The sequence below is a fragment of the Metabacillus arenae genome, assembly GCF_014773385.1.
GTDB classification, from domain to species: Bacteria; Bacillota; Bacilli; order Bacillales; family Bacillaceae; genus Metabacillus_D; species Metabacillus_D arenae.
Window position 1 is genome coordinate 21,271 of record NZ_JACXAI010000027.1, and the last position, 17,036, is coordinate 38,306.

Annotated in this window: 16 protein-coding genes; 7 read left to right on the top strand and 9 right to left on the bottom strand. The window is 38.6% G+C overall.

Annotated elements, in window-relative coordinates; translation table 11 throughout:
* Positions 1-204: 204 nt before the first annotated feature.
* Entirely contained in the window at positions 205-2,001 is a 1,797-nt protein-coding gene (gene pepF / locus IC621_RS18605; protein WP_191160225.1) for an oligoendopeptidase F, read from the top strand.
* 116 nt (positions 2,002-2,117) lie between these two features.
* Here pepF and IC621_RS18610 read toward each other — a convergent pair whose 3' ends face one another.
* Both IC621_RS18610 and IC621_RS18615 read right to left on the bottom strand, forming a co-directional pair.
* Positions 2,118-2,933, bottom strand: a complete 816-nt coding sequence (locus IC621_RS18610; protein ID WP_191160227.1) for a YihY/virulence factor BrkB family protein — start codon at positions 2,931-2,933, stop codon at positions 2,118-2,120.
* 148 nt (positions 2,934-3,081) lie between these two features.
* Positions 3,082-4,269 (bottom strand): MFS transporter, encoded by a 1,188-nt coding sequence (locus IC621_RS18615; protein ID WP_224752640.1) that lies wholly within the window; start codon positions 4,267-4,269, stop codon positions 3,082-3,084.
* 269 nt (positions 4,270-4,538) lie between these two features.
* Between IC621_RS18615 and IC621_RS18620 the strand changes: the two genes are divergently transcribed.
* Complete coding sequence (locus IC621_RS18620; RefSeq protein ID WP_191160229.1) at positions 4,539-4,859, top strand: ArsR/SmtB family transcription factor; 321 nt, start codon at positions 4,539-4,541, stop codon at positions 4,857-4,859.
* A gap of 167 nt (positions 4,860-5,026) precedes the next feature.
* Here IC621_RS18620 and IC621_RS18625 read toward each other — a convergent pair whose 3' ends face one another.
* Entirely contained in the window at positions 5,027-5,539 is a 513-nt protein-coding gene (locus IC621_RS18625; protein WP_191160231.1) for a PCYCGC motif-containing (lipo)protein, read from the bottom strand.
* Positions 5,540-5,702: 163 nt separating this feature from the next.
* Between IC621_RS18625 and IC621_RS18630 the strand changes: the two genes are divergently transcribed.
* Positions 5,703-6,089, top strand: a complete 387-nt coding sequence (locus tag IC621_RS18630) for an MmyB family transcriptional regulator (RefSeq protein ID WP_263575998.1) — start codon at positions 5,703-5,705, stop codon at positions 6,087-6,089.
* A gap of 297 nt (positions 6,090-6,386) precedes the next feature.
* Here IC621_RS18630 and IC621_RS18635 read toward each other — a convergent pair whose 3' ends face one another.
* Together IC621_RS18635 and IC621_RS18640 are read right to left on the bottom strand one after the other, a co-directional pair.
* Positions 6,387-6,917, bottom strand: a complete 531-nt coding sequence (locus IC621_RS18635; protein WP_191160233.1) for an SRPBCC family protein — start codon at positions 6,915-6,917, stop codon at positions 6,387-6,389.
* A gap of 107 nt (positions 6,918-7,024) precedes the next feature.
* Positions 7,025-7,354 (bottom strand): ArsR/SmtB family transcription factor, encoded by a 330-nt coding sequence (locus IC621_RS18640; protein WP_191160234.1) that lies wholly within the window; start codon positions 7,352-7,354, stop codon positions 7,025-7,027.
* Positions 7,355-7,618: 264 nt separating this feature from the next.
* Between IC621_RS18640 and IC621_RS18645 the strand changes: the two genes are divergently transcribed.
* From IC621_RS18645 to IC621_RS18660, 4 genes are all read left to right on the top strand, one after another.
* Positions 7,619-8,581: a cation diffusion facilitator family transporter gene (locus IC621_RS18645; RefSeq protein ID WP_191160236.1), complete on the top strand. Its 963-nt coding sequence runs from the start codon at positions 7,619-7,621 to the stop codon at positions 8,579-8,581.
* 400 nt (positions 8,582-8,981) lie between these two features.
* Complete coding sequence (locus tag IC621_RS18650; protein ID WP_191160237.1) at positions 8,982-10,463, top strand: potassium/proton antiporter; 1,482 nt, start codon at positions 8,982-8,984, stop codon at positions 10,461-10,463.
* A 115-nt stretch (positions 10,464-10,578) separates the two neighbouring features.
* The gene (locus IC621_RS18655; RefSeq protein WP_191160239.1) at positions 10,579-11,625 is read left to right on the top strand and encodes an NAD(P)H-dependent flavin oxidoreductase; all 1,047 of its coding nucleotides are present in this window, start codon (positions 10,579-10,581) and stop codon (positions 11,623-11,625) included.
* 128 nt (positions 11,626-11,753) lie between these two features.
* Positions 11,754-12,059, top strand: coding sequence for an MGMT family protein (locus IC621_RS18660; RefSeq protein ID WP_191160240.1), 306 nt, complete (start codon positions 11,754-11,756; stop codon positions 12,057-12,059).
* Positions 12,060-12,173: 114 nt separating this feature from the next.
* Here IC621_RS18660 and IC621_RS18665 read toward each other — a convergent pair whose 3' ends face one another.
* The 4 genes from IC621_RS18665 to IC621_RS18680 all read right to left on the bottom strand — a co-directional run bounded on the left by IC621_RS18665 (position 12,174) and on the right by IC621_RS18680 (position 16,797).
* A complete protein-coding gene (locus IC621_RS18665) occupies positions 12,174-13,379 on the bottom strand; it encodes a glycoside hydrolase family 88 protein (protein WP_224752642.1) in 1,206 nt (401 codons plus the stop codon).
* Between the two features lie 36 nt (positions 13,380-13,415).
* Positions 13,416-14,294: a carbohydrate ABC transporter permease gene (locus tag IC621_RS18670; protein WP_191160242.1), complete on the bottom strand. Its 879-nt coding sequence runs from the start codon at positions 14,292-14,294 to the stop codon at positions 13,416-13,418.
* 36 nt (positions 14,295-14,330) lie between these two features.
* Complete coding sequence (locus tag IC621_RS18675; protein ID WP_191160243.1) at positions 14,331-15,227, bottom strand: carbohydrate ABC transporter permease; 897 nt, start codon at positions 15,225-15,227, stop codon at positions 14,331-14,333.
* Between the two features lie 265 nt (positions 15,228-15,492).
* Positions 15,493-16,797: an ABC transporter substrate-binding protein gene (locus tag IC621_RS18680; RefSeq protein WP_191160245.1), complete on the bottom strand. Its 1,305-nt coding sequence runs from the start codon at positions 16,795-16,797 to the stop codon at positions 15,493-15,495.
* Positions 16,798-17,036 lie beyond the last annotated feature (239 nt).

Below are 17,036 nucleotides of genomic sequence, written 5' to 3' on the forward strand. Positions count from 1 at the left end.
ACGGTGTAATTATTGCATGAAACTATTTTCGCCGTGTTGTTTCAAAAATCTTTCCACCTTAACTCCGTTCACTCATTCCACCGCCGCATTCTTCTGCTATTTGTCTGAAAATAACATATCCGATGTATTTTTTAAATAGAAATGGAAATAGCAGCCCTATTTATTTGAATACTCTGATAAAATGGGTACAAAGGAGTGAAATGGATGACCCAGTATCAAAGCCGTGATGATGTCCCTTTAAATGAGAAATGGAATTTACAAGATATTTATTCATCAATAGACGAATGGAACGAAGATTATCGTGCAGCAGAAAAATTAAACACCGAACTGAAAACATTTGATGGAAATATTAAAAATGGTGAGGAATTATATGACTATCTCTATAGATCGGAAGAGTTAACAAGCCGATTTCATAAGCTTTCGGTTTATGCTATGCTGCAAATTGATGAAGATACTAGAGTCTCTTCCTCTCAAGTCTTGCAAAACAGAGTTACTCAGTTAGGGGTCAAAATTACTGCTGCACGTTCTTTTTTTCACCCATTTTTATTAAGTCTTCAAGAAGAGACATTGGAGGGTTACATAAAAGAAGTAAAGGAGCTGGAATATTTTGAAAGGGACCTTTTAGAATCCTATCGGTATCGAGATCATGTTTTATCGAAAGAACAAGAAGAGGTGATCTCACAATTTGGTGAAGCCCTTTCCTCCCCAGGAAAAACGTTTGGGCTTTTGAACAATGCCGATATCAAATTTGGAAAGGTAACAAATGAAGACGGGTCTAAAATAGAGCTGACCAGAGGAATGTACAGTAAATTATTAGAGGATAAAGACCGCACTAAGCGAAAGGAAGCCTTTAAATCTTATTTTTTACCTTATGTTCAATTAAAAAATACGATCGCTTCTACTTTAACGTCTGCTGTAAAAAATAATGCAACTACCTCTAAGTTAAGAAATTATTCTTCCTCTTTGGAGAAAGCTTTATTTCCAGACCTAGTTCCAAAAGCCGTTTATGAGAATCTCATTCAAACGGCCAGAGATCATTTGCATCCACTTCATCAATATATGACAATTCGAAAAAATGCACTTGGACTAGAAAAACTGCGTCAGTATGACCTGAGAGTACCTTTGCTTTCTGAAGCAAGACAAACGATATCGTTTGACGATGCTTATATGTTGATGCTCAAAGGACTGGCACCTTTAGGTGAAGAATATGTTTCCAGATTAAAGGAAATTAAAGATAAACGTTATATTGATATTCGAGAAACACCAGGCAAACGGTCCGGAGCCTATAATTGCGGTCTTTATGGCATACATCCATTTGTACTTTTAAACCATCAAGATGACCTTAATAGTTTGTTTACCCTTGTTCATGAAATGGGACATTGTATGCACAGTTTGTATTCATCAGAAAATCAGCCAAGAATTTCTGCAGGCTATTCTATTTTTGTGGCTGAGGTCGCATCAACAGTCAATGAAGTCCTGCTGATTCATTATTTACTGAAACATACAGATCAGGAATCAATAAGAAAACAACTATTAAATCAATACATTGATCAGTTTAGAGGAATATTCTTTACACAGGTCATGTTTGCAGAATTCGAGAAATGGATGCATGAGATGATCGAGGGGGGAGAATCCCTAACAGCTGAATCACTTTGTCAAAAATACAAAAATCTTTATCAAGCCTACAATGGGACAGAACTGACTTTAGATGAAGAAGTCCAATACGCTTGGGCGCAAATTCCTCATTTCTATCGTCCTTTTTATGTATACAAATATGCAACCGGCTATATTTCTGCCATCTATATTGCTGATCGGCTCCTGCAAGATGATCAAGAAATGCTTACGAATTATTTAGAATTTCTAAAGAGTGGATCTTCTGATTATCCTCTGGCTCTCCTCAAAAAAGCAGGCGTTGACTTAGAAAAACCTGAGCCTTTCGAAAAAGCGTTAGGCACATTTGCTGAAATTGTCGATGAGTTTGAAGAAGCTGTATTAAATTGAGGTTAAACCTTCTTGCAGATTTCAGGTACCTTTTCAGGTGCCTGGCACCACGTGTTAGGAGGTAAAATCGGGGATGCCGCCAGGCACCTGTCTGTATATGGTGCCTGGCACTCCCTTTAATCTATACATTTCTTGCCGATTCTTCTGCATTGTTTGATCGCGTTGATTTCTCCGCCAATGAGAATCGAAAAACCTGATAAATACAGCCATGTCAGCAATACGATTACACCGCCTATGCTTCCGTAAGTTGCATTAAAATTCCCAAATTGTGACACGTAAAAAGAAAATGCCAATGAAATAACCTGCCACAAAACTGTCGCAATTATGGCCCCTAAATATACATCTTTAAACCGCACCTTCTCATTAGGAGCGAAATAATATAAGACCATTAAAACGAAACACATCATTAAAAACGAGAGAATATATCTCATAAAATTAAGAAACAGTTCATTTTCACCAATAATCGGTAAGAAAGTTCCAGCAGATTCAATTAGAATACTACCAAATACAGGAAGTATTAACGTTAAGACAAAGGTAAGAACTAAACCAATTGTCATCACAATTGCTTCTAAGCGAATGATCCAAAAAGGCCGCGTTTCTTCCACCAAAAATGCTTTATTTAAAGCTCGAATAAGAGCATTTGTAGCATTGGATGCTGACCAAAGGGTTCCGATAATACCAAAGGAAAGCAAGCCCCCGTTTGGCTCTTTCAAAATAGTTTCTACATGTTCCGTTAACAATCCACCTGATTCTCCAGGAGAATATTGATCCAAAAACGTTAAAGCAGTACCTATTTCAACCTGAAAATACGGCAGCAACGCCACTAGAAAAATAAGCAGCGGAAATAACGATAAGAGAAAATAATAGGCCAGTACTGCGGCTAAATCGTTCGTTTCATGCAATTGTATTCTTTTTATCAATTCTTTTACCATCAAACTCCCCCTCTCGATAGTACTAATTTAGCCTATTAGCGTTTGCTTGAAACCTTTCGTTTTGACGGATGCATGCGGTACCAGGTACCGTTAAATACTGTAAAATCAAAAAAACCCGATCGTTCATTAAAACGACCGAGGCTTATATTTAAGCGGAAGAAAGGACCAGCTGTTTTTCCTCCACTCTAATGGTAATGACAGTGATCGCAAGTCCAAGAATAGTCATTCCTGCTCCAACAGACGTGAGCGTAAGAAAGCTGGCTCCTTGATCAAGTATAAACGTTCCAATCAATGCGCCTAAGGCATTTGCTAAATTGAAGGCCGATGCAGCGAATGTGCCTGCAAGGGATGGAGCCTCCTGCCCTGCAATGATCATCTTTGCGTTGAGAAGAGGGACAGTCCCAAAAGCGAAAAGACCTAACAAAAAGCTTGCTAAGAATGCTGTCGGAGCAAACTGAGCTAAGAACGTAAATGATAAGATTACTAACGTTAATCCTGCCATTACCATGAGAAGTCTTTTTGTTAATATTTCCGGGCGTACCCTGCCAGAGACGAAGTTGCCAATCACCGCTCCGGTTCCAAAGCAAAACAAAGCACCGGTAACGCTAATCACACTAAAACCGGCAATTTCACGCAGGATTGGTTCTTTAAACGTATAAGTCGTAAAAACACCTGAATAACCAAAAATAACAATCGCCATTACGAGTAAAAGATTTTTGTTTTTTAAAACACGCAGTTCTTTTTTTATAACAGGCACTTCAAGAGGCTTGTCGTTTGGAATAGTTAACATGAGTCCTATTAATGAGATTGTCCCTAAAATAGCGACAAGCCAGAAAACGGAACGCCAGTCTAACATTCCTCCTAGATAGGAGCCGAAGGGAACCCCGACCATAATCGCAATCGTGAGACCACTGTTGACAGCTGCAAGAGCACGTTGCTTTTTTGCCGGCTCGGCCATTTTATAGGCCAGGGCCATACTTAATCCAAAAAAGGGAGCATGCATTGCCGCCGAACAAAGGCGAGAAATTAACAGTACTGTAAAATTCGGAGCTACTGCCGCAATGACATTACTAAGCACAAATATAAACATAAAAGCGACAAGCAATGGTTTTGTTGGCAGCTTTAAAGTAAAAATACGTAGAATCGGCCCGAACACCGCAACACTAATAGCATACACGCTTAACAATAGACCAGTTGTTGAAATCGGTACGTTCAAATCATTAGACAACTGTGTTAAGAGACCTGTAACAACATATTCAGTCATACCAATAGCAAACGTACAAATCATAAAAATAAATAATACCATTCTAGTTGAACCGAGAGACTTAATCATCATTAATAGGCACCTCCTGTAAATTAATTTTTTCAAGCAAATGCGATTTTATGATATTAATAGCGGGATGTCTACCCTTTTTACGTAAAAAAATAGTTAAATTTTAAAGTCTGTTTCCTAACCCTTTTGTGAGGGTAATAAGGTAGGGTAAAATCAAAAAAGTGTGATCATGATGTTAGAGAAAAGGTGGACAATAGAGTGGACATTTGAGCTACCCTCTTGTTTTTCTTATAATAAAATTAATTAGAAGAGATACATTAAAGGAGAAAAAAATGACTGAGGCGAATTCCTATCTAAACGAACATGACCTTGATGAAGAAACATTGTTTATTGTCTCGCAAACTTTTAAGGCTTTGTCCGATCCTACGCGGCTTCGAATTTTAAATTTATTGTTTCAAGGAGAGCATTCCGTTAATGAGATTGCAGATAAGCTTAATTTATTGCAATCCACAGTCTCTCACCAACTTCGATTTTTAAAAAATGTGAGGCTTGTAAAGTTTCGAAGAGAAGGTACAACTATTTATTATTCTCATGATGATGAGCATGTCATCGATTTGCTAAAACAGTCCATCGATCATGCACGTCATATTTAAAGGGCTGACCGGCACATTTTTCTCGGTCAGCCCTCTATTATTTTAAACTTCATTAAGTCCAATTTCAGCACTTAACATTTAAACTATTTTCGATGAACCTTTACTTTTTTATAGCTTCAAAAGAATTCGGCACTCTCGCCAATGTCATTAACACTGGCTTCTATCTTCTAGACCTCTGGTGTCGGAGTAGGCTTGGCATACCCTTTTTTATAAGCCTCGTCTACTTTATCACGAATTTCCTTAATCGACATACCCTCTTTATAATCTAGGACAGATTGAGCAGCAATTTCAAGACAGACTCCGCATTTTGTTCCGTGATCATCCCAAACAACCGCACCGTTTTCTTTATTCTCATTAATAAAGCAATCATAGTTATTTTTGTGATTGGCTGATTCGCCGCAGCCGCAATAACAAGGGATTTTTTCCAAAAGCTCTTGGTGCTTTCCTACCGCACTATAAATTAATTTCATATCCTCTGGCTTGTCATTTAAAAATTTCGGGAGGATTTCATTGCTTGTTGTTTCTTCTCGTATATCACCCGACACATGCTCTGAGTGCTCTTCGTGCCCTGCATGTTGATCATCATTCACTGCTGGCTCAGCCTCTTCTTGTTTCGAACATCCGGCAAAAATCAAAATGGACAGCGATAAAGTACCTGTCAGCATACTTTTCCATTTCATCTTTTCATCTCCTTATTCATATACAAAACCACTATTATGGTGCTAATGAACACAGCTGCTTCTTTCTCCATATAAGAATATTCTCTTATAACCTTCCTTTAATATCAAGGCTTTAGTAAGCTGGAATAAAGCTGCTGCCATGGTTTTCGGAGACTTTAATAATATGGATGACCGGAATCGCAATGCAGTCTGGCGTTGCTTTACCTCAAAAGAATACCGAGCGCTATTTCTTAATTGGGAAGACCATGCACAGCGCTTAATTGCTCAATTTCGCCTAGCCTATACTCGTTTTGTCGGTGATGTGTGGTTTAAAGAAATCATTCAAGAACTTACCGACAAGAGCCCCGAGTTTCGTACTTGGTGGCCAATGCATGAAGTTCTAGGCACTCCTTGCGGCCAAAAAACAATTCTGCATCCTTTAGTTGGAGAAATGATTATGGACCATATTACCCTTCAGGTTTACGATACACCTGAACTAAAATTAACCATTTACCAGCCCAGCCAAGATGGAGAAACAAAGCAGAAAATGAAGCGTTTGTTAGACTGGTAAATAGACCTGCAATAAAAAAGTGGTATTTGAGTATGGAAAATTGCCATCAATCTAGGAGAGGAGCGAAGAGAATTTGATGTCTAAATAAATTCTGTCTGTTGCATACATCATCTTCGTTTATGGAGGTCAGAATTTTAGCTTGATGACGATTGGCTGCACCCTAATGAAATAAAAAATAGACTGAATGTAAAAACCAATCAGTCTATGAATCATGATCTAATTGACTAAAAGAACTCGAAGATCAAAGGCTGCCTGACATCGTTCAGCCTAATTGAACTTTGGCACTAAGTTGTGTAACTACCCTTGCTGGACCTCTTTCAGATGTTCGTCGAGGCAGTCGTAATGTGAGGCAGATCCTTCGACTACACCCATGTCCAATACCTGCTGAAGGGCCTCGATTGAAACGTATTGAGAACGCGAAATGAGTTTCGTCTTCCCTTCATGTTCAACGAACTCCATTGTAATCTGTGTCTCCGGCATTCCATCCACAGCATTTCCTTCCTCATCTGCAAACGAATCAGTGTAGACAATCTTCTCAGGGACGACAATCTCATGATAAACAGCTTTACCCCAAGATTCTTGGCCATACCATTCTCCTTGGTTCTTATCTATACACTTCATACAATAATGCCATACGCCGTTAGGCTTGAACTCAAATTTTCGATTTTCGGTTTGCCATCCTCTAGGTCCCCACCAATTCGCCAAGCGCTCAGGCTCCGAAAATGCTTTAAATACGAGATCCCGCGGTGCATCGAAAATCCTCTCCATGATAAGAACTCGACCTTCTGCTTTCGTTTTCAAATTGGTTGTTGCATTGTTATTGGACATTTCAATTCCTCCTAATTAAAATTATTGTTTTAATCAGATAAAAAGAAACAATCCTCCTCCCATAAAGTTTTGAATAGCACTGCATTTTCTCCACTAAGTACTATTCCTTAGTCGCCATGTTTCTTTTCCTTTCCTTGCAGTCCCAATAGGTAATTGTCCAATCGATCGAATCTTTCATCCCAGATGCTGCGGAAGGATTTCAGCCACCCGTCCAGCTCTATAAACGGCTGAGGCCGCAGCTTGTAGATCCGCCTGTTGGCAATCGGTTGTACCTCAACAAGTTCAGCATCACTAAGTATGCGGAGATGCTTGGAAACTTGAGGCTGGCGAAGCCGAAGTTGATCGGCGATTTCCCCCACTGTTCGGGGGCCATCACGCAAGAGTTCAATGATGTGTAAGCGGTTAGGTTCGGCAAGAGCACTCAATATTTTCTCCATGAGTTAAATATACTCTATATAGAATATTCCAGTCAAGGAATATATTTGTTTCTTTAAAATTAATAACCTGACGTCACTACAGGGGAATTTATACTCTTCTTTGGTTTTAATTAGTTGTTTTCGATTTGTTATCAACCTTCAACAGGGTAACCTGCGTATTGTGTGATCTTTCATTAAAAATTCTAGAAAAATGTGGTATTCTTTTTTATAGAGTAATCGGAAAGAATGTACATAAGAATACAAATAAAGTAAGCAGGTGAATAGATGTCTTTTATAAGTTTATTGAAAAAAGGCAATAAATCTTCAGGGATTGCAGCACTTGGGAATACAGCATTGACTATAGCTAAAGGCACTGCTGCAGCCATCAGCGGGAGCGGAACGATGTTTGCCACAACCCTGCACTCTGCCGCAGATGCCTTGAATCAAGGCTTTGTCTTCTTTGGAAGTGCATTAGCAGAAAAAGAAGCGACAAAAAGATTTCCATCAGGATTTGGCAGGGTTGTGAATTTATTTGTCCTTATTGCGGTTATTGTGATTTCTATCATGGCCTATGAGACGATTCTCAAAGGTTGGGAATTAATTCAACACCCTAAAGCATCTGCTAATATTTTGTTAAATACCTCTATTTTAGTTCTTGCAGTTCTTATTGATGGGGCAATACTTTGGAAAGCAATGAAGGAGATTGCCCATGAAACGAGAAGCGGCGATAAAGGGTTTGCCGTCATGAAAAATGCTTTTAAAAATGTTAATCTTGCTGCGCCGCCGACAAGGCTGGTATTTTATGAAGATATTATAGCTACCTTTGGAGCTCTGCTCGCACTAGTATCGGTTATTGTTGCTTATTTGACAGGCCTCGCTATTTTAGATGGGATTGGAACTCTTCTTATCGGTGTATTGCTTATTGGAATTGCAATTAAAATTGGCTACGAAAATACGTTAGGCTTAATTGGTGTTGCAGCTCCCAAAGTTGTTGAAGACCGGGTAGCAGGTATCATACTAGCTGATCCGGATGTAAGAGATATTAAGCAAATGAGAATTATCCAGGAAGGCAGGAGATACCACGTGGAAAGCTATCTGGAATTAAGAAAAGGATTAACCCTAGCGCTTGCTGATGATATTAAAATAAGAGTAAAAGAAGCTCTTTTAGCCGACCCAGATATCGGCGACGCTACACTTGGAATTTTTGAAACCGATGATATTCAAAATTGGCCGGTAGATAAACAATAGCTTAATAAAGGCTCGGTTAAACTAAATGAATAAAAAGCTCAGGAGTGTTGACTAAATTAGAGGGCAATCACAAAAACTTCCTTGTGAAAAGGCTGTTCCTGCCTTTTTAGGAGAAGCTTTATCTCGTTAATAATATCATTCAAATATCCTAGTGCAGCCACCTGTACTAGGATATTTTCTTTTAAGATTTTTATTTAATAAGGTTTTATTTCTCCCATTCATTATGAGCAGATTACAACATGGAACAGCGTTTTTCATATATACTATACTTAAAAAGTATATTTTCTTCATTCCTTTTTCCTCGACTTTTAAAAAATCCATCATTCAAATTTTCCTTTCCAAAGGAAAACCTGCTATATAAACTCCAAATTATTAATTTCACAGCGAGGTGTTTCATTCATTGGAATTTTCTATTAATGGTATTATTTTTTTACTATCTGTTTTATTAGTCATTGGTGTACTAACAGCCAAATTCTCTTCAAGATTAGGCTTGCCTTCCTTAGTATTCTTTATTGTGGTCGGAATGGCACTTAGCAACTATATCTATTATGATAATGCTGAATTAACCCAGTTGTTTGGGATTATCGCTCTGATCATTATCCTTTTTGATGGGGGGATTCAAACGAAGTGGGGAGATGTCAAAAAGGTGCTGGCCCCATCTGCTTCACTAGCAACAATTGGCGTCGTCATTACAACTGTAGTGATTGGTGTATTTGCAAAATATATACTGGGCTTAACATGGCTTGAAGGATTATTGTTTGGAGCAATCGTTGGCTCTACAGATGCTGCAGCTGTTTTTTCAGTATTGGGAAATAAAAATATCAGGCAAAGATTAACGTCTACCCTTGAAGCAGAGTCAGGTTCAAATGATCCGATGGCCATCTTTTTAACCGTGTCGATTATTCAATTGATTCAGCAGCCTGAGTCGTCTTTTTTCCTGTTAGTTTTAAACTTTTTCTGGCAAATGGGACTCGGATTACTAATGGGACTTTTATTTGGTAAACTTTCTGTCTGGATTATTAATAAAATAAACTTGGATTCATCAGGATTATATCCTGTCCTTTCTTTGTCATTAGCTGTTTTAGCCTATGCCCTGACAAGCTTAATGGATGCAAGCGGGCTATTAGCGGTTTATATTATGGCTGTAATGATTGGAAACGCAGACTTAACCTACCGGCACGCGATTGTACGCTTCAATGAAGGCTTTGCCTGGATGATGCAAATCATGATGTTTATTTTGCTAGGACTCTTGGTTTTCCCAAACCAATTGGTTCACATCACTTGGCAGGGAATCTTGCTCTCATTCCTCCTAATGCTTGTTGCTAGACCTTTAGGTGTTTTCATCAGTATGGCTTTCTCAAAATACACGATGAAGGAAAAGCTGTTTATATCATGGGCAGGCCTTAAAGGAGCTGTTCCGATTGTCTTGGCTACGTACCCAATGATTGCTGGTCTTGAAAACGATACACTTATATTTAATGTAGTCTTTTTCGTTGTCCTGTTATCAGCTTTATTACAGGGTGCCACCATCTCTCCTTTTGCTAACTATTTAAAGCTATCGGAAGGAGACTCAAAATCAGTTCCTCATAGTCTTGAGCTCGTTTCAATGGGAAAGACAAAGAGTGAAATGATTGAAATAGAATTGAATGAAGATGCTGATATATGCGGAAAAGAACTAAAAGATATAGAATTGCCTACAGACACGCTCATCACTGCTGTCATCAGGGGTGATAAGCTGCTGACTCCTCGCGGAGACACCCGCCTTGAAGCAGGCGATACGCTATATATCCTACTATCAAAGAAAAACCGCGAAAGGATTAAAGCTCTCATTCAAAAAAAGAAGCCGGAAGAAAAAGGTCCAAGCTTCGAAAAACAAGCTTAGAAAGATAATAAAAGGAAAAATCAGAAATCTCCTTGAAAATCTGGGGCGTGCACAAGGATTCTAAACTTTAATAAAGAAATTAAACTAATAAACTTTGAAAAATTGGAGTGTTTCCATGAAACCTGATATTAAAGAGATTCTATCGATTAAATATCCTATTATTCAAGCCCCGATGGCCGGAGGAATTACGACTACAGAATTGGTAGCTTCCGTCTCAAATGCAGGTGGATTAGGAATGATTGGGGCAGGATACATGAGCGCCTCTCAGCTGCAGGCACAAATAAAAGAGGTCAAACTTCAAACTTCAAACCCATTCGGAGTCAACCTCTTTATCCCAAATCAATTCGAGAATTCAGCGCAAAAAAATGCGGAAGCAGAAAATCTGCTAAAACAAATAGAAGATGAGCTGAACATTACTGATAAATATGTTGACCTTCCTGCTTTTAAAGAAGAGAGAGAAAGATTTTACAACCAACTACAAATACTTATTGAAGAAAAAGTACCAATTTGTTCATTTACTTTTGGTTTGCCAGAGAAAGGTATTTCTGACAATTTAAAAAAACATGGGATACTTCTAATTGGGACGGCCACTACTGTTAAGGAAGCACAACTGAATGAAAAGAGTGGAATGGATGCTGTCGTCGTTCAGGGCATGGAAGCAGGCGGTCATCGCGGCTCGTTTACCTTAGAAGGCGAAGAGAAATTAATCGGACTCATGTCACTAATTCCACAAGCTGCAGATCACGTAACGATTCCAGTCATTGCTGCTGGAGGAATAATGGACAGAAGGGGTTATCTTGCTTCTTTTTCTTTGGGTGCCCAAGCTGTTCAAATGGGAACCGCCTTTTTATCCTGCAAAGAAAGCGGCGCCCATCTACTTCACAAAAAAGCAATTCTGAATGCATCAGATCAAGATACTGTTTTAACGGCTTCTTTTTCAGGAAAACAAGCAAGAGGGATTCATAATCGATTCATTTCATTACTGCAAAAGCACGAGGATAATCTCCCTGACTACCCTATTCAAAACTCATTGACAAAGAAAATTAGAGCAGCTTCTGCAGCACAAGGTACATCAGAATACATGTCTTTATGGTCAGGCCAAAGTCCAATGCTTGCAAAAGACCAAACTGTTAAGGAACTAATAAACAATCTGATAAGGTAATTCTTCCATCATAGGGAGTTTTCTTCATCCCTTTTGATGGCAGTAACCCCCACCTATCTTAATTTTTTATAGAGCAGGGATTTACTGCCCGTTAATAATGGGATGAATTCTTAAGAGGAGGATACCTATTGACAGCATTCACTGAGAGAGTCATTCATATTATTCAGCAAATCCCGCCGGGAAAAGTGATGACCTATGGACAAATTGCTAAATTTGCCGGAAGTCCGCGAGGAGCCAGACAAGTAGTTCGTATTCTTCATTCGATGAGTAAAAAATATAACCTTCCATGGCATAGAGTAATCAATGCAAAAGGTGAGATTAGCATTAAAGATGAAGAGCTGTTTCAAGTCCAAAAGATGTCACTTGAAAGTGAAGGCATTATGTTTAAAAGTCATAATTGTATTAGCCTTGAGGACTATCTGTATCAGCCATAAGATCCTTTGTATACTTGTGTCATCCTTCCCCACTTTGTCCTTTTGCCCAATGGATCATCCGATCATCCAGAGTGTAGAATTGAAAAGAGGCTGAGTCATTCAGCCTCCCATTCCTTACCAATACATTTTCCAATCTTTCAGAAGCCTTACAAGCGCTTCAAAATAAAAGTAGTCCCCCCAAATGCAGCTTTCATCGACTCCCATATTTCCTGCTTTGTAATATACACCGTGCTTTAATAGTCCATTTGCTTCTGGTTCTTGAGCGGTTGTATAGTACTCAGATAGGGATTGGACGATGCTTAGCGCAGCATTATCATAATACATTTTTAATGAATCTGTAAGAGGCAAGGATTTACTTAATTCCAATAGCCCGCAGGCGCTAATAGCTGCTGCAGAGCTGTCTCGTTCTTCTGTCCCCTCAGTAAAAATAAGATCCCAATAACAAATATGATCTTCAGGAAGTCGGTTCAAGAAATAGTTTGCCAGCTTTTTGGAAAGGGTGATGAATTCATCATCTTGAGTATAAGAGTAACTTAATGGAAAACCGTAGATTCCCCAGGCTTGCCCCCTTGCCCAACAAGAATCATCAGAGAAACCTTGATGTGTGTTGCCGTATAGTGGTCCTCCGTGTTCAGGGTCCATGTAAAACGTATGGAAAGTAGAAGCATCCTTTCGCACAATGTGAGCAGCGGCTTTTTGCACATGCTGATAAGCCATATCATAATAGCTCTGATCCCCTGTGATCTCACTTGCCCAATATAAAAGAGGCAGATTCATATTACAATCGATTATCATCCGTCCTCTTTGCTTCGGATCTGACAAATCACCCCAAGCCTGAATAATACCTGCTTTTTCATAATAGCGCGTACTCAAGTGTTTTGCTGCTCCCAACGCTGCCTCTTTTGCTGTCTCATTTTTTGTCAGCTTATAAGCGCTCACAGAAGACAAAGTATAAAGAAATCCTAAGTCATGATGATCAACATGGATTTTCTTTTCGATTCTATTTTTGAAACTTTCCACGTGTCTTTCTGCCACTTGCTTATATTTCTCATCCTTTGTGATTTCATAAGCAAGCCACAGCATCCCGGTCCAAAACCCTGGTGTCCATTCCACATTTTCTGTCTTAGGATAAACAAGATTTTTACTGCTTGCATCCGGGAACATGTTTGTAAATTCATCTAGATTCTGATCGATTTTCTTCAAAACGTAAGCACATGCTTTCTCTACAAATGCCCTGTCAACCTCAGGTCTAGTTGCATACCTCTCTTTGTTCATCAGCCCTTCATCTGATACTGTTTGAATTGTTGGATTTTGTTGCATGCAATAATCCCCCCTGTTCGAAAAATTTCATAAAATCTATCCTTTAATCCCTGAACTCGCCACACCCTTCACGAAATGATCCTGTGCAAAAAAGTAGACGAGAATCGTCGGCAGGATCGCTGATACAGCTGCAGCCATTAATAGAGCGTATTCCGTGTTATAGGAAGTGACAAAATACTGCATACCAAGCTGTAGTGTATATAGATGGTCAGATGTTAAATAAATTAACGGCCCCAAAAAATCATTCCATGTATGCATGAACGAAAAAATAACTAGAGTAGCAATTGCAGGCTTTGAAAGCGGCAGAATAATTTTAAGGTAAATCCCAAATTCACTTAATCCATCAATCCTCGCAGCTTCAATCAACTCATCCGGAATTGATAAGAAAAACTGCCGGAACAAAAATACACCAAAAGGATTAAAAGCTCCAAGCAGGATCAAAGACCAATGGGAATTCACAAGGCCCAATTCTTTCATCATCATAAACTGAGGAATCATCATCACTTGATATGGAATCATCATCGTTGTTAAATATAGAAAAAACAACTTATCGCGTTCAGGGAACTTGATTTTTGAAAAAGCATACCCTGCAAGTGAACTTGTAATCACGAGCAAAATGGTGGTAAAGACGGCAATTTTAATGGTATTTAAGTAATACAAATGAAAAGGATACCTTGTCCATACTTCTGTATAGTTGCTCCAATAAAAAACTTCAGGGATCCATTTGATCGGAAAACCAAAAATTTCAGATTCAGCTTTCAAAGAAGCAGACAGCATCCAAACAAAAGGCAAAACCATTAGGATGGAAGCGATAATGATGAGAAAATATTTTAAAAAGATGAGAAAATAGGATTTATTTTTATTTTTCTTTGTTTCTTGAAGATAAACTGGCGTACTTTTTGTGGTGATTTCCATTGATCGATCTCCTTTCTAAAGGTTTGCTTTACTTGCTTAATAGTTCACCCATTTTTTCTGTCCTCTGAATTGAATAAAGGAGAACACCATGATTAATAGGAACAAGATATAAGCCATCGCTGAGGCGTACCCGTATTCATATTGTTTAAATGCGACATTATAGATGTCGTAAACAAGTACACTTGTCGACCGGCCCGGTCCCCCTTCGGTTAGTACATAGATGAGGTCAAACACCTTAAACGAGTTAATAACGCCAATAACCATTGTAAAGAAGATAATTGGCGATAATGTTGGAATTGTGATATAAAAAAACTTTCTAATCGGACCTGCACCATCCAGCTCCGCGGCTTCATACAAGTAATCCGGAATATTTTGCAGTCCTGCTAAATAGAGAACCATGTAATAGCCAATGGAATGCCAAATGTAAACAATGGAGACGGAGAAAAGGGCCCATTGAGGAGAAGATAGCCACTCTGGAGGACTAGTGAATCCAAAGCTCATTAATGCTTTATTAATCGGTCCCATTGTCGGGTTAAAAATCAGCTGCCAAACAGCTGCGACGGCAATTGTTGCCGTTACGTACGGCAGGAAAATGGCCGTTCTGAATACTTTGACAAACCGGACTCCTCGATTAAGAAGAGATGCACAAAGTAAAGAAAGAAATAAAGTAACCGGTACAGAGATCAGTGTAAATAAAATACTATTTATAAATGAAATGATGAAATTAGTATCACTAAGCAAAGCGATATAATTATCAAGAAAAACAAATTCAATTTGCCCAAACCCGTTCCAAGACGTAAAGCTCATTAAAAACGAAGCAATGACCGGAAATAAAATAAAACAGAAAAATCCGAGAATGCTTGGCAATAAGAAGGTATAAGCAATGATTCGATTCCTCTTAATAAGAGGAGAGCTTTTTTGAACTCTCGGCATGAATAACACTCCCTATCGTTAACATTGGCAGGAAAAAGGCATCTTCAGCTCATGCAAGCATGGAACGATGCCTCCCCGATTACAAGAATCTTTTTTTCAAAAACAGGAAAACTGTTTGTGTCGCCTTTTACATATTCCTTTTAAACTTTTTTAGAGTCAGCAACTAAAAACAACGAGTGCTGTTTCTAATTACTCAGTCTCACATTTGACCACTTACCTCATGGCAATGTCTTAACTTGCGAAGTGGCAGTCTATCACGAAGAGATTATTTTCCTACTTCGTATTTGCCGTCATATTTACTAGCCCACTCATCTTTCACACGTTTTTCAATGTTATCAATTGCCTTGTCAACCGACTGTTCTCCTAAGAGGGCGAGTTCCCCTTCTTCCTGATAAATCTGTGACAACACAATGCTTCTGACACCAGGAATCATTGGATACTCAGGGTATTCTTTAGTTTCAAAGAAGTAATGAGCATTTTCAGGTTTTAAGGATCCATCTCCTGCATATGCTTTTTTCACTTCTTCATCCATGTACCCTGTCAAATAACCATCAGATGCAAATTTAACTGCTCCTTCTTTTCCAGTAATATAGCTTAGGAATTCAAATGCTTCGTCCTTCGCTTTACTATTTTTGTTCAAAATCAAAGATACCGGCAAAGCAAGGGAAGTGTTTTTTGCAACTCCTTCAGGGTGAGGAATCGGTACAACATCCCAATCGAAAGAAATTTTCCCTTCTTCTTCAGCTTGTCTGAGCTGGACAACATGCCAGTCACCAATTAAATTCATGGCTACATTCCCTTTTTGGAATGCCGCATTATAGTGAGCCCCTGTTGAAACCTGTTCAGACCATTTCATAATAGAACCGTCTTTTTCAAGATCAATCCGGTATTGAAGGGCGTCTTTAAAAGGCGATAAATCTTTATCGACAATCGTTGATCCATTTTGAACTGCTTGCATGTACCAAGTTTGCGGCCATTGCTGTATATATGCACCGTAAACCTTATTCTCCCCTTGTCCGCTTGTCATTTTCTTGGCAAGCTCGCGGAAGTCGGCCCATGTCATATCATCACTTGGATACTCAATCCCTTTTTCATCAAATAGATCTTTATTGTAGTACAGCATCCAATTCGATTTACGATAAGGCAGGCCGACAACATCACCATTTACTTTCATGGCATCATACATCGGTCCAAATCCTGAAATATCTATACTTGATTCTTTAATTCTGTCATTCAGCGGCTCTGCAATCCCAGTATCAACCAAGGAATCAATTTGTCCTGCTACAAGATCATAGCCTTCTCCGCTTGAGAGCTGCAGGCGGACTTTCTCATAGTATTGTTCCATTGGAAAGGAATCAAATTTGATGTTAATGTTCGGATTTTTTTCCTTGAAATCCTCATATACTTTTTCAAATGTTGGCAGGTCAGCAGGGAAAACTGCTACCTTTAAATCGACTGATCCAGACCCAGATTTTTCTTCTTGTTCTGTTGTTCCAGTTGACTGATTACAAGCAGATAGGACTCCAATCAATAAAAATAATGCGAAAAAACAGGCAAAAAACTTTTTCATTTTTCCATCCCCCTTTTTAGTAAAGCCTGTATAATATGATTGTAAGTGCATTCATAGAATGATATAAGTCGAAAGTTTTATACCCCCTTTTTTAGATTTTTCTGAATTTTCATGAGGTGATAGCGATTATTTTTTTCTCAGTTGTTCTATTATTCTTATTTTTATCCGTTTTTTTCACCTATAAAAAAATTAATAGTCTCTCAGTTTGTTTTGTAAATGGTATAATCTTAGGATTAATA

Excerpts from the sequence above, each read along its gene's own strand:
- pepF (WP_191160225.1), top strand. The coding sequence starts at position 205 with ATGACCCAGTATCAAAGCCGTGATGATGTCCCTTTAAATGAGAAATGG.
- IC621_RS18610 (WP_191160227.1), bottom strand. The coding sequence starts at position 2,933 with ATGGTAAAAGAATTGATAAAAAGAATACAATTGCATGAAACGAACGAT.
- IC621_RS18615 (WP_224752640.1), bottom strand. The coding sequence starts at position 4,269 with ATGATGATTAAGTCTCTCGGTTCAACTAGAATGGTATTATTTATTTTT.
- IC621_RS18620 (WP_191160229.1), top strand. The coding sequence starts at position 4,539 with ATGACTGAGGCGAATTCCTATCTAAACGAACATGACCTTGATGAAGAA.
- IC621_RS18625 (WP_191160231.1), bottom strand. The coding sequence starts at position 5,539 with ATGAAATGGAAAAGTATGCTGACAGGTACTTTATCGCTGTCCATTTTG.
- IC621_RS18630 (WP_263575998.1), top strand. The coding sequence starts at position 5,703 with ATGGATGACCGGAATCGCAATGCAGTCTGGCGTTGCTTTACCTCAAAA.
- IC621_RS18635 (WP_191160233.1), bottom strand. The coding sequence starts at position 6,917 with ATGTCCAATAACAATGCAACAACCAATTTGAAAACGAAAGCAGAAGGT.
- IC621_RS18640 (WP_191160234.1), bottom strand. The coding sequence starts at position 7,354 with ATGGAGAAAATATTGAGTGCTCTTGCCGAACCTAACCGCTTACACATC.
- IC621_RS18645 (WP_191160236.1), top strand. The coding sequence starts at position 7,619 with ATGTCTTTTATAAGTTTATTGAAAAAAGGCAATAAATCTTCAGGGATT.
- IC621_RS18655 (WP_191160239.1), top strand. The coding sequence starts at position 10,579 with ATGAAACCTGATATTAAAGAGATTCTATCGATTAAATATCCTATTATT.
- IC621_RS18665 (WP_224752642.1), bottom strand. The coding sequence starts at position 13,379 with ATGCAACAAAATCCAACAATTCAAACAGTATCAGATGAAGGGCTGATG.
- IC621_RS18670 (WP_191160242.1), bottom strand. The coding sequence starts at position 14,294 with ATGGAAATCACCACAAAAAGTACGCCAGTTTATCTTCAAGAAACAAAG.
- IC621_RS18675 (WP_191160243.1), bottom strand. The coding sequence starts at position 15,227 with ATGCCGAGAGTTCAAAAAAGCTCTCCTCTTATTAAGAGGAATCGAATC.
- IC621_RS18680 (WP_191160245.1), bottom strand. The coding sequence starts at position 16,797 with ATGAAAAAGTTTTTTGCCTGTTTTTTCGCATTATTTTTATTGATTGGA.